Source organism: Faecalicatena fissicatena (assembly GCF_016900595.1).
GTDB lineage: Bacteria > Bacillota > Clostridia > Lachnospirales > Lachnospiraceae > Claveliimonas > Claveliimonas intestinigallinarum.
Genome location: NZ_JACLYY010000013.1, coordinates 46,307 through 58,536, shown reverse-complemented (window position 1 = coordinate 58,536; position 12,230 = coordinate 46,307). Strand labels below are relative to the sequence as shown.

Annotated in this window: 9 protein-coding genes; 1 reads left to right on the top strand and 8 read right to left on the bottom strand. The window is 54.3% G+C overall.

Annotation, left to right across the window (positions count from 1 at the left end; genetic code table 11):
• Window positions 1-156: 156 nt before the first annotated feature.
• From phnX to H7U36_RS12375, 7 genes are all read right to left on the bottom strand, one after another.
• Entirely contained in the window at window positions 157-924 is a 768-nt protein-coding gene (gene phnX, locus H7U36_RS12405; protein ID WP_138303225.1) for a phosphonoacetaldehyde hydrolase, read from the bottom strand.
• Between the two features lie 34 nt (window positions 925-958).
• Window positions 959-2,068, bottom strand: coding sequence for a 2-aminoethylphosphonate--pyruvate transaminase (locus H7U36_RS12400; RefSeq protein ID WP_033124305.1), 1,110 nt, complete (start codon window positions 2,066-2,068; stop codon window positions 959-961).
• Window positions 2,069-2,151: 83 nt separating this feature from the next.
• Window positions 2,152-4,827 carry an extracellular solute-binding protein gene (locus H7U36_RS12395; RefSeq protein WP_243426761.1) on the bottom strand — a complete coding sequence of 892 codons (2,676 nt, stop codon included), beginning with the start codon at window positions 4,825-4,827 and terminating at the stop codon, window positions 2,152-2,154.
• Between the two features lie 11 nt (window positions 4,828-4,838).
• Window positions 4,839-5,594 carry an ABC transporter ATP-binding protein gene (locus tag H7U36_RS12390; protein WP_033124306.1) on the bottom strand — a complete coding sequence of 252 codons (756 nt, stop codon included), beginning with the start codon at window positions 5,592-5,594 and terminating at the stop codon, window positions 4,839-4,841.
• A 173-nt stretch (window positions 5,595-5,767) separates the two neighbouring features.
• On the bottom strand, window positions 5,768-6,646 hold the full coding sequence (locus tag H7U36_RS12385) for a MurR/RpiR family transcriptional regulator (protein WP_033124307.1): 879 nt from the start codon (window positions 6,644-6,646) through the stop codon (window positions 5,768-5,770).
• A gap of 129 nt (window positions 6,647-6,775) precedes the next feature.
• Window positions 6,776-7,477 (bottom strand): HD domain-containing protein, encoded by a 702-nt coding sequence (locus tag H7U36_RS12380; RefSeq protein ID WP_052083735.1) that lies wholly within the window; start codon window positions 7,475-7,477, stop codon window positions 6,776-6,778.
• Window positions 7,478-7,505: 28 nt separating this feature from the next.
• Window positions 7,506-8,879 (bottom strand): PhoH family protein, encoded by a 1,374-nt coding sequence (locus tag H7U36_RS12375; RefSeq protein WP_033124308.1) that lies wholly within the window; start codon window positions 8,877-8,879, stop codon window positions 7,506-7,508.
• Window positions 8,880-9,289: 410 nt separating this feature from the next.
• Between H7U36_RS12375 and H7U36_RS12370 the strand changes: the two genes are divergently transcribed.
• Window positions 9,290-11,122, top strand: coding sequence for a GBS Bsp-like repeat-containing protein (locus H7U36_RS12370; RefSeq protein ID WP_052083736.1), 1,833 nt, complete (start codon window positions 9,290-9,292; stop codon window positions 11,120-11,122).
• Window positions 11,123-11,164: 42 nt separating this feature from the next.
• Here H7U36_RS12370 and H7U36_RS12365 read toward each other — a convergent pair whose 3' ends face one another.
• The gene (locus H7U36_RS12365; protein WP_033124309.1) at window positions 11,165-12,205 is read right to left on the bottom strand and encodes an alcohol dehydrogenase; all 1,041 of its coding nucleotides are present in this window, start codon (window positions 12,203-12,205) and stop codon (window positions 11,165-11,167) included.
• Window positions 12,206-12,230: the final 25 nt, after the last annotated feature.

Sequence of the window (12,230 nt, the reverse complement as noted above, 5' to 3'; positions counted from 1 at the left end):
CGGATTGTTCCGTGCTGCGCACTCTCACAATCCTACCCGATATTCGCATATCGTGGGATATACATCCCACTTTTATGCTCATATCGGGGCGGGTCCCAAGGTCTTTCGCCCACTTATGAGCAAGCTCATGTGGGCTTAGACCTTTTGACCCTGGCATCATACATACTCCAGGATCCCCCGGATATCTCTCACCACAGCGTCCGTCCCTGCGGCCCTGTACTTTTCCTCTCCCTCTTTCAGGAGCTTTTCCTTCTCCTCCTCGGGGAGAGACTCATATTCCTCCCTGGACAGTCCCAGAAGGGAGCTCCCCTCCAGGATGCCGATGGTGAAGACACCGGCGTTCTTTCCCTCTTTGATGTCAGAGATGGTGTCTCCCGCCTTGATCACCCTGTCCACAGCGCTCACCTTCAGCTCCTCCATGTTCCTGAATATCATGTAGGGATAGGGACGGCCCATGCCGCCGGTGGAGTCGGGGCTGAACCAGCAGTCCGGCTCGTATCCCAGCTCCTTTGCCCTGGGAACCACAATGCCCATCATCACATCTGTGTAGCCTGTGGTGGACCCGATCCTGATCCCCTTGTCCCTCAAGGCCTGCACTGTCTCCAGCACATAGGGCTTGGGATCCGAGTACTGATCCAGTATCTTAAGAAGAGAGGGCTCGTAGCTCTCGTACATTTTGTCCGCATCCGCGTCCTGTGGCTCTCTTCCGTACAGCTCCTTCCAGGCCGCCTTGATCCTGGGCATCTCCAGCATAGTCCGGATGTGGGCCCACTTCAGCATGCCCATGGGCTCACGCACCTCCTCCATAGTCGGCTCCACGCCTGCATTTTTAAATACCTCTGTAAAGACCTTGACCGGGGCAAAGCACCCGTAATCCACAGTCGTGCCCGCCCAGTCAAAGATCACTGCCTCTATCTTGCTCATTTGCGTTCTCCTTCGCTTCCTCTGTTTTTTATTATTAGCTTGCTTTCTTTTTCTTCATCCGGGCAAAGAATTCCTCAAAGATGTCACACAGCTTCAGGATGTCCTCCTCGTAGATCTCCCCGATATTGCCGATACGGAAGGTGTCCGCGTCTGTCACCTTTCCGGGGTAGATAGCATAGCCTCGCTCCTTGATGAACTGGTACATCTCCTGGAAGGAAAAATTGTGGTGCTCCGGGTAGAAGAAGGTGGTGATGATGGGGCCCTGGTGCTCCTCCCCAATGTAGGCCTGTATGCCCATATCCTTCATCTTGCGGATCAGCAGGCGGTTATTGTCATAGTACCTCTTTGACCTGGCAGGGATGCCTCCCTCCTCCTTCAGCTCCTCGATCGCCTTCGCAAAGGCCAGCACGGTGTGCGTGGGGGAGGTAAATCTCCATTTTCCGTCCTTCTCCATTGTCTTCCACTGGTCATAGAGGTCAAGGGACAGGCTTCTGGCCTTTCCCGCGCTCTCCATCAGCTTCTGCCTGTTGCAGATGATAAAGGAAAATCCGGGCACTCCCTGAATACACTTGTTGGCACTGCTGATGATAAAGTCGATGCCCAGCTTTCCGACCTCAATGTCCACACCCCCGAAGCTGGACATGGCGTCCACAATCATGGTCTTTCCCGCTGCCTTCACCACCTCTGCCACAGAGGCAATGTCGTTGAGAATGCCGGAGGTTGTCTCTGAGTGCACCATAGCCACATGAGTAATAGAGGGATCATTCTTCAGCATCTCCTCCACTTTTCCGGCGGAGGGGATTTTGTCGTACTCCTCCTCGTAGAGGGCGTAGCTGATCCGGGCGTGCTTTGCGATATCCACCATTCTCTCCCCGTAGGCCCCGTTGGCCACGATCAGTAGCTTCTCATCGTCCCCCACCACGCTTGTGATAACGGACTCCACGCCAAAGCTGCCGCTGCCCTGCATCAGCACGACCGTATAGTCCTTCTCCGTCACATGAGCCAGTTCAAGGAGCTCCCTGCGGATTTTTTGTGTAATCTGCTTGTAGTCGTCATCCCATGTGCAGTGGTCTGCCAACATCTCTCTTTTTACAGTGTCTGTTGTTGTAAGTGGGCCCGGTGTGAGCAGTTTGTAGTTTACCATTTTTTATTACCTCTCTTTATACATAGTTTTTTATTAATTCAATGCCAACGCACAGCCTGTCCGCGTTCTTTTGCGGGCGTGCCCTACGGCATGCATTTCTCCGAAAGCTCCTGATGCTTCTGAAGGAGCTGGGCTGTCAGCGGCTCCGGGAACTTCTTCGGATAGGCGGACTGGTTAGCCTCGTCCGTCGTCTCCCCCTCATAGAGGGCGTTCGGATAGGTCTGCTGAAGTTCCTGCCGGCCGTTTTTGATGATGCACTCCGCCATCTCCATGGCAAGGGGATTTTCGTTCTCCCCCTTGTCCACAACGGCCACGGACTCGGTAAGGGAGAAATTCCCCTCCTTTGGATCCACGTAATCAACGGGCATACCCTCGTTCTTGTCCGCCACCGCTTGGTGTCTCAGGCCAAATCCAAGGGCCACCTCCCCGGAGCGCACCTTCTTGATGGGGCCGGAGCCGGAGTCCTCGATGTGAGGGCCTGCGTTCTCATAGATCCCGAACAGCACCTCCGCCGCTCCGTCCTCCCCGTACTCGCTGACAAGAGCCTGTATGAGGAGCCAGGCTGTGGAAGAGCTCTTGATGTCCGTGACGGAGATCTGGCCCTTATAGGCAGGCTCCGCCAGGTCGGCGATACTCTCCGGCACGGGAAGCCCCGCCTCTCTAAGTGCCTGCGTATTGTAGATAATTGCTCCCTCCTGGGAGGTAATAGGCCGGTAGAAGGAGGGCGTCTCCTCCAGCGTGGGGGCGTCAAATGTGATCTCCTGGAACATCTCGTTCTCCTCCTGGGCGCTGTCCAGGTAGAAGGAACTCATGGTCACAATGTCCGCCTCGATGTCTGTCCCCTCCGCCAGGAGCTTGCCTCCCAGCTCGGAGGTGCCAAAGGTCTGGAACATATATTTCCCCTGATAGCCGTTCTCATCCAGGGCATGTTTCATGGCTGCCACCGCCTCGTCGTCCGCGTTGGAGTAGATAACCACCTGGTCTGTGTGGTTGGAGCCATCCTTTCCGGATCCGGCCACCACATACCCGGTGCCCGCTACCAGTACAAGAGCCACACAGATGGCCGCCGCCCTGGCCAGCCTGCCGGCCGGCTTCCCCGGCCTGCTTGCCCTCTTTTTGGCACTCCTTGTGCAGGCCGCCACTGCCTGGAAGAGCAGCTTGGCCGCAATGTTCGTAAAGAGGATGCACAGGGACAGCACAAATATTTCATTGAATTTGGCAAAATGCTGCAGCTCCTTGATCTTTGTGGTGATGACCATGGTTCTGGCCCCGGCAATAAAGATGACCGCGCTGACTGTCACCATGGCGTTCACAAAGTAGTAGCTGAACACCTCCAGGATGGTGGGCAGGGCGTTGGGCGTCACGATGCGGAAGATGGTCTTCATCCAGTTGTCTCCCATGAGCAGGGCTGTCGTTTCCCAGGAGGCGTTCATCTTCTCCAGGGAATTCTTCATCATCAGATAGGGCGTGGAGAAATAGTGCACCACATTGCAGATGATGATGAGGGCAAATGTGTTCTGCAGGGATGTGCCCGAAAACATCAGAAGGAAGGCGATACCTATGACCATGCCGGGGATGGTGTTGGTCACAAGGGCGATGCTCTCAATCACTCCCTTGCATCCCGCCGAGATTTTGCTTCTGGCCGTCACAAGGGCAGCGCCGTAGGCCACAATGGAGCCGATCACCGCCGTCAGCGCCGCCACCAGCAGGGAGTTTCTGAACACGCTGGCCAGCACACTGTCACTGAACACATCCCGCACATGTGCCATGGTAAATGTCATCTGGTAGGGCCACTCGCTGACAAAGGGAACGATAAACACCACCGCAAAGATAATGACGATCATCAGCAGGACCACTCCGCAGCAGATACCGCAGGCAATATCTCTTCCTCTGTTCTTAAGGTTCTCCACAATAGAAATCTTGCTGTACCGCACATTGTACCGCTCCAGATAATGGAGGAGAAGGATGCTCACCACAGAGGGCACCAGCATGACCATAGCCACCACAGCGCCGTTGTTAAAGTCAGGCAGGCTCCCCAGCATCTCATCGTACAGGACAGAGGCCACCACCTCGTACTGTCCTCCCACGGAGGCCGGGATACCAAAATCTGTAAATGACAGAAAGAAGCACTGTACAAAGGAGGCCGCCAGGGTGCCAAGAAGCGGACGGATGATGGTGATCCAGAAGGTCTTCATCCCTCCGTCTCCCATGATCCTGGACACCACCATAAATTTCTTGTCAATGTACCCCATAGTGTTATGGATCAGCAGGAAGGACACCGGCAGCGTGTAGATCACATAGCCAAGCAGCAGCCCTGTGAACCCGTAGATGTCAAAAAGCTGATGGCCCAGGAGCCGGGTGATGAGCCCCTGCTTCCCAAAGGAGTAGATGATGGCAAATCCGTAGGTGATGGTGGGCAGCAGCATGGGCAGCACCGCCCCGCCGTGGATCAGCTTTTTTAAGGGCTTCGGAAGGTTGGTGTAGTGCACCGTGTAGGCCAGCAAAAAGGCCAGAACCGTGGTGATGACGGCGCTCAGGCCGGCTGATTTAAAGCTGTTTCCCACAGATGTCCAGAAGCCGTTCTCCGTGAACACATCCACATAGTGAACCCAGAAGTCTCCCCCTGTACTCTGGAAGGATTTTAAGAGCAGCAGGATGATGGGCGCTGCCAGGAACCAGAGAAACAGGACTGCCACTGCGATGAAAATGATCTTGATCTCTATCTGAGATTTTATCAGTCTCTCAAGCTTTGTCTTCATCTGTCCGCCCTCTACGCTGTCGCTTCACACTGAAACAGGGTGAAGATATTGCTTCTCTTGATCTCAAGCTGGTTTAAGATAAATTCCCTGATAAACGGATTGCTGGGCCTGTTGATGATCTCCTCCGGCTTTCCGTACTGGGATATCTTTCCCTCATTTATAATAAGGACACGGTCAGACAGCGTCAGGGCCTCCTCCGGATCATGGGTCACGATGATGGTAGTCAGGTGATACTCCCTGGCGATGGTCTTGATCCTGTCCTTGATGGACTCCTTGATGACGCCGTCCAGGGCGCTTAAGGGCTCATCCAGAAGAAGGATCTTCGGCTTCATAACCATGGTCCGGGCCAGCGCCACTCTCTGCTTCTGTCCTCCGGAGAGCTGCTCGATCTTCTTGTCCAGATGCTCCTTCAGCCCCAGGAGCTCGATCAGGTCGTCCACTTCATCCTGGCTGGAGATGCCTGGCTTGTTTTTTAGTCCGTAGGTAATATTCTGATAGGCATTCAGATTGGGGAACAGGGCGTAGTCCTGGAACACGATGTTAAATCCTCTCTGCTCCATGGGAACGTTTGTCATATCCTCCCCATTGTAGATAATTTTGCCTCCGTCCACCTCCGTGATGCCCAGGATCAGGTTCAGCAGTGTAGTCTTCCCGCTTCCGGAGGGCCCTAATATGGAAATGATCTCTCCGTCCTGCACATCTAGGCTGATGTCGTTCAGTATTGTCTTTCCACCAAATGACTTCTTGATATTTTTCAGTTCCAGCATAATATTGAAACTCCTTTCTTCTCCCGCGGCACCCGTTCTTCCCGTGCCGGTGTCCTCTTGTTTCGTTCCTGTCACGCCCATATTATAGGAGCTTCATTTTTCTATCTTCAATCAAATCGGGGTGAACTCTTTGTAAAGGGAATGTAAAACAGAAAAAGAGGTTTGTAGATTTTCTACAAAACCTCTTCATCCTGGCTGTAGGCCCTCCGGGCCACGATCTCGTTTGTCTTTTTCAGCTTTTTTGAAAGGACCGGATAGTTCCGGTTCAGCACCCCCGCATAGAGCATGTCCACCAGCGCCAGCTGGGAAATGCGGGAAAAAATCGTATCTCCATAGAAGAACTGCCTGTGGCTGGCGCAAAGCAGGATGTCCGCGTACTTTGCAATGAGGGCGTTCTCAAAATTGGTCAGCACCAGCGTCCTGGCCCCCGCCCTCTTTGCCGTCTGCATCATCTCCACCGTGTTCCTGGAATACCCGGAGTAGGAGACTCCAATGGCCAGGTCCTTCTTCGTCAGATTGCCCGCGCTCACGTTCTGCAGGTAGGAGTCTGTGTAGGTCCTGCAGTTCAGTCCCAGGTAGGTGAGCTTGGTGAGCAGGTCGTTGACCGTGCAAAGGGAGTTCTCCACCCCGTAGATCACGATATTGTCCGCCCCCAGGATGGCGTCCACCGCCCTCTCAAATTCCTTTTTCCGTATGCTCTTTAAGGTCTCCTCCAGCATCTGGATGGAGGTAGTGATGATCTTCCCGGGTATCTCCTCCAGCCTGTCCTTGCCGGAAAGCCGGAATCCGTAGAGGCCGATCTCCTCCTCCTTCTCCTCTGCCCGCTCCCGCATCTCGTCCTGGAGCATGGCGTACTTGAAATCCTTAAAGCTCTTGTATCCTACAGCCTTCACAAAGCGCACCACTGTGGGCTGGCTTACCTCTGCCTCACGCGCCAGCTCCTCGATAAGGAGCTCTCCCGCCTTTCCCTGGTAGGAAAAAATGTAGTCGGCCACCTTGCGCTCTGACGGCCGCAGAGCCGCATAGATGTTCTGTATCTTCTGTTTTACCATATTTCCTGTTATCCTCTCTGTAGAAACTCTACGATTTTTGTTCATTTTGAACTTTTGCCGGATGCCGTCCCTCCGACCGCTTTTTGTTATCATTTTTTCACTTTGGGGATTGTACCGAAAAAAATACAATCAGCACAGCTTGCTCCCGTTTGCCACCAGCTTGAACTTGCATCCCAGCCGCTCCGCCGCCCGCCTGCACATGATCATCCGCTGCAGGAAGATCTCAAAGTAATCCATCACCGTGCACATGGTGTCGTCCAGCTCAATCTCCATGCGGATCACTCTCTTGTCTTTATCTATAGTGAGAGTGGACGACAATGCCGCATAGTTGACCCTGTCGTGAATGTCAAAATTCGCGGGAACCGGGTTCTGCACCCGGTTCCTCCGCACATCCGTCTTGTCCGCCAGGATCAGGGCCGCCGACACCTCGTCCACAGCCGCCCCTGTGTCCTCATCGTGATGGCCGATGGCCGTCATCACAGTCATAGCGTCCGACAGCTCTGCTCCCCTCTCCTTCAGGATCTGGTAGGCCAGCACTGCCCCACTGTGGGGATGGTCATGCCGGTTCACGCTGTTGCCGATATCGTGCATGTACCCCGCAATACGGCCCAGCTCGATCTTGTGCTTCCCGTAGCCCAGCTCCTTTAAGATTTTCCCCGCCGTGTCCGCCACCTTGGCGGCGTGCTTCCTGGAATGCTCCGTGTATCCCAGCTCATTGAGTATCTCGTTTCCCTGCTCGATCAGGAGACCTATCTCCTCATCACTCCTGATCTGTTTAAATGTGACTGACAAACTCTTCTCCTCCAATATCTCTATGTATCTTACAGCCATCTGTCTCAGACTATATAACTCATATGGGTTACAGCCTCCGGATGGCGTCCATGGCCAGCGCGGATCTCTCGCACTCCTCCGCTGTCATGGTCACCTGCCAGCATAGGGGGCTGCCCTTCATATGCTCTGAGGCGTAGCTGAGGCCGTTGGTCCTCTCGTCCAGAAAAGGCCGGTCTATCTGATCCGGGTCCCCCAGAAGGATAATCTTTGTGTCCTTTCCCGCCCTGGTGATGATGCCCTTGATCTGGTTGGGCGTCATGTTCTGGGCCTCATCTATAATAAGGTAGGTCTTGATGATGGACCGGCCCCGAATATAATTCATGGCCTCTGTCTGGATCAGTCCTCTGGCAAAGATTTCCTCAATCTTTCCCCTCAGCTCGTCCTCATCCGCGTACCGCTCCTCCTCGTTGGAGTCGATCAGCTGCTCCAGGTTGTCGATAATGGGCCTCATCAGCGGAGAAATCTTCTCCTGCTCGTCCCCCGGCAGAAAGCCGATGTCCGAGTCGAACTGGGCGTTAGGCCTGCACACCAGTATCCGCCTGTACTCGCCTGTGGGATTGTTCAGCACCTTCTCAAGCCCCACTGCCAGTGAGTAAAAGGTCTTGCTTGTGCCTGCCATGCCCTTGACAATGACAAGGGGCGCCGTCTTCGCCGGCTGCATGAGAGCCTCCTGGAGAAAATACTGCCCTGCGTTTCTCGGTCGGATACCGTAGGGCGCGCTCTTTTTGTACTCCAGCTTCCGGATGACTCCTTTTTCCACCCTTCCCAGGTGGGTCTTCTTCACGGACTGATCCGCCCGCAGTATGACAAACTGATTTTCTGTGAGCTCCGGAACAAACCGGTTGCCCTCACTGTCCGTCACGTACACGCACTGGGCCGGGATGCCTTTTTTCTTAAAATCCTTGAAAATCTCCTCAGGCACGTACACCTCGGTCCTGCCCTTGTACTGGTTTTCGTTGTCAAACACCTGCTCTGTCGTAAAGTCCTCGGCAGATATCCCCAGGATCTGCGCCTTGATGCGAAGTAGGATGTCCTTGGTCACGAGAGTCACCTGCTCCTCGTGGGTGTTCTTAAGGCCCAGGCACACCTTCAGGATCCGGTTGTCCATGACCTCCTCGGACAGCTCCGGCGGCAGCTTCACATCCACATAGTTTCTCTCCACCCGGCAGCTTCCTCCGCCGGGAAGCGGTACGCCGGTGAGCAGATCTCCCCTGTGGCGGAGCTGCTCCAGGAACCGGATAGCCCGCCTGGCGCTTGCGCCCCTCTCCCCTTCCGCTTTTTTCAGATGGTCAAGCTCCTCCAGCACAGCCATGGGAAGCACCACCTGGTTGTCCTCAAAGCACTCGGCCGCGTAGGGTGCCTGGATCAGGACATTCGTATCAAGCACATAGATCTTTACCATAGAGTATCCCCTTTCCGGATTATATTTTACCTACAGTATATCGTTCTTTCCTTTTCTCAAAATCAAGATCCTGTAAAATCTACGTAAAATTTCCTTCGTTCATAATTTGTTCATTTATCATTTAAAAAAGTTTCATTTCTTGAACACCATTTCTTCACAGCTCTGTCTTATACTAAAACTATCAAATAAATCAAGACGCTTCGTAGTAGAAATACTATTGGAATAAACTTTTTCATAATACATGCCGGGGACTGAGAAATCGGTCACCCGGCATCCTCCCGTTTTACGGGGTTTTTCAGGTATATCTGTATTTTCACACATTTTAGAGATTTTTTCTTGAAGGCCTTCCCCAAACCTTTTATAATAAGTAAGTTGACAAATGTAAAATTTAGGAGAAATGTGTGTAAAAAATGAGAAATTTGTCTGTTTTTGTAAAAGCCTTCTTCCGCATCCTGTTCACGATCCTGGCTGTGCTGCTGGCTGTCCTTGCCACTGTCATCACCTGCAGCCTGCGGTGGATGTTCGATACCTGGAGCAACCTGACCATGGACGAGCTCATCTACCATCTGACATCCCCACTGGATGGAACCAACGATGCCATGATCAGGGAGTACATTGATACATGTATTGTGCCGGCTGTCATCGTTCTTCTTTTCCTCCTCGTGCTTTTTGCCGCTTTCCGGAAAAAGAAGCGCTACTATATTGTCATGGCAGGGGCTATCGTCCTGTCCGTATCAGTGGGCGCTCTGTCGGTGAGAGGCGCCTGGCAGGATCTGGATGTGGGAAACTATGTGGCGGACAGGGGAACCTACTCCACCTTTATCGACGACAATTATGTGAGTCCGTCGGATGTGGAGCTGACCTTCCCTCAGGAGAAGAGAAACCTGATCTACATCTTCCTTGAGTCCATGGAGACCACCTACGCTGACACACAAAGCGGCGGCGCCTTTGATCGCAATGTGATCCCTGAGCTGACACAGATTGCCCAGGAAAATGAAGACTTTTCCGGAGAGACCGCTGACCTGAACGGCGGATACTCCATGCCCGGCACTACCTGGACCATCGGCGCCATGTTTGCCCAGACCTCCGGCCTGCCACTGAGCGTCTCCATCGACGGGAACAGCATGGATACCCAGACCAGCTTCTTTGCCGGGGCCGTGACTCTTGGCGACATCCTGGAAAGCCAGGGCTATTCCCAGACTCTCCTCATCGGCTCAGACGCAGCCTTCGGAGGGCGGGAGCTCTACTTCACCGAGCACGGGAATTACGAGATGATGGATTATAAATACGCGGTGCAAAACGGCCTCATCCCGGAGGACTACCATGTATGGTGGGGCTATGAAGATGAGAAGCTCTTTGAGTTCGCCAGGCAGAAGGTGACCGAGCTGGCCGCCCAGCCGGAGCCCTTTAACCTCACCATGCTGACAGTGGACACACACTTTGAGGACGGGTATGTGTGCGAGCGCTGCCCGCAGCTCTACGGTGATGACCAGTATTCCAATGTCATGCGCTGCTCCAGCCGGCAGGTCTCCGCCTTCGTACAGTGGCTCCAGCAGCAGGATTTTTACGAGAACACCACCATCATCCTCTGCGGAGACCATCCTACCATGGACAGCGACTACTGCGAGGATATTGACAGCGGCTACACCCGGAAGACCTACACCGCCTACATCAATGCCGCGGCCCAGAAGGAGACGGAGACAAGGCGGGATTTCACCACCTTTGATCAGTTTCCCACCACTCTGGCCGCCCTGGGCGTGCAGATTGAGGGCAACCGCCTGGGGCTGGGTACCAACCTTTTCTCCTCCGAGCCCACGCTGACTGAGAGATTTGGGCGGGAAACAGAGGAGAGGGAGCTGAAGAAAAATTCTCAGCTCATCGAGAAGCTGGCAGATATCGACTATGACTCCGAGTCTCTGAAAGTGCGAGAGGGGCGTGTTCCCACAGGCACTGTCTACGCGGATCCCTATCTGCGGGACATCGGAGGAATTCCTGTCACGGTGACAGACCTGGCCAATCTGCCGGACGAGGTGCAGAGCGTGCAGATCGCGGTCTGGACCAATGAGGACCAGAGCGACCTGCAGTGGATACAGCTGGGGGCCCGGGAAGACGGAAGCTTTGGCGCTAACATCAATGTGGCCAACTACGGCTTCAAGCTGGGTGTCTACTATATAGACGCCTACATTGTGGACAGCACCGGCACTCCCTATATGATCGGCCAGGCCACAGGCTATGTAGATTAAAACCATACAGATGAAAGCAGCAATTTATAACGGCGCTGCCCTTTACGGGGTCAGCGCCACTTTTATCACCCCGTCCTCTTTTCTTTCAAACAGCCGGTACATTTCCATGGCGTCCGCCAGGGGTGCTCTGTGGGTGATCAGACACTCTCCCTTCAGCCTTCCCTGCGCTGTCAGCTCCAGTATTTCCCTGCAGCTGCAGGCATCCACACCCCCTGTCTTGAAGATCAGATTTTTCCCGTACATTTCCGGGAGAGGCAGAATCTGGTTCTCCTCGTACATGGCTGCAACAACCACCACCGCGTTAGGCCTCGCCGCCTGCCAGGCAAGCTGAAAGCTGTCCTTTCCTCCAGCCGCCTCGATGACCACATCGGCCCCCCTGCCCTGTGTCCGCTCTCTCAGCGCATCCGGCACAGAGACATTGGCAGGGTTCAGAAAATCGTCCGCCAGTCCGTGTCTCCTCGCAAAAGCCAGCCTGCTCTCATCTATATCCGCCGCCACGATCCTGGCAGGACTGTAGAGGGCCGCACACATCATGGCACACATGCCTGCCGGCCCTGCCCCCAGCACAAGGACTGTGTCTCTCTTTTTGATCTCCCCGATCTTTGCCGCCCAGTACCCGGTGGACAGAAGGTCCCCTGTAAAGAGCGCCTGCTCGTCTGTCACCTGGTCCGGTATAGGCGTCAGGGCCTGGTCCGCAAAGGGAATGCGCACGTACTCAGCCTGGCCCCCGTCTATGCGGCAGCCCAGCGCCCATCCGCCGTTCTTGTCCTCACAGTTGTTGACAAATCCTCTTTTGCAGAAAAAGCATTCCCCGCAGAAGGTCTCCACATTCACCGCCACCCGCTGTCCGGGGCGCACATTTTTCACCCTCCTCCCTGTCTCCTCCACAACGCCCACAAACTCATGCCCCAGGATAATCCCCGGCACGGCCCTGGGAACTGCTCCGTTTCTTATATGAAGATCGCTGGTGCAGATGGTAGTCAGCGTCACCCGAAGGATGGCGTCCGTGTCCTCCTCTATGTGCGGCATGGGCCGCTCTTCCATGCCTATCTCACCTTTTCCTCTATATACAACTGCCTGCATGCTTCTCCCTCCCTGTCTGTTTTAG

What these genes read in the sequence shown, in the direction of transcription:
- H7U36_RS12385 (WP_033124307.1), bottom strand. Translation starts at nt 6,646, where the DNA reads ATGGTAAAACAGAAGATACAGAACATCTATGCGGCTCTGCGGCCGTCA.
- H7U36_RS12400 (WP_033124305.1), bottom strand. Translation starts at nt 2,068, where the DNA reads ATGGTAAACTACAAACTGCTCACACCGGGCCCACTTACAACAACAGAC.
- H7U36_RS12395 (WP_243426761.1), bottom strand. Translation starts at nt 4,827, where the DNA reads ATGAAGACAAAGCTTGAGAGACTGATAAAATCTCAGATAGAGATCAAG.
- H7U36_RS12370 (WP_052083736.1), top strand. Translation starts at nt 9,290, where the DNA reads ATGAGAAATTTGTCTGTTTTTGTAAAAGCCTTCTTCCGCATCCTGTTC.
- H7U36_RS12380 (WP_052083735.1), bottom strand. Translation starts at nt 7,477, where the DNA reads ATGGCTGTAAGATACATAGAGATATTGGAGGAGAAGAGTTTGTCAGTC.
- H7U36_RS12375 (WP_033124308.1), bottom strand. Translation starts at nt 8,879, where the DNA reads ATGGTAAAGATCTATGTGCTTGATACGAATGTCCTGATCCAGGCACCC.
- H7U36_RS12390 (WP_033124306.1), bottom strand. Translation starts at nt 5,594, where the DNA reads ATGCTGGAACTGAAAAATATCAAGAAGTCATTTGGTGGAAAGACAATA.
- H7U36_RS12365 (WP_033124309.1), bottom strand. Translation starts at nt 12,205, where the DNA reads ATGCAGGCAGTTGTATATAGAGGAAAAGGTGAGATAGGCATGGAAGAG.
- phnX (WP_138303225.1), bottom strand. Translation starts at nt 924, where the DNA reads ATGAGCAAGATAGAGGCAGTGATCTTTGACTGGGCGGGCACGACTGTG.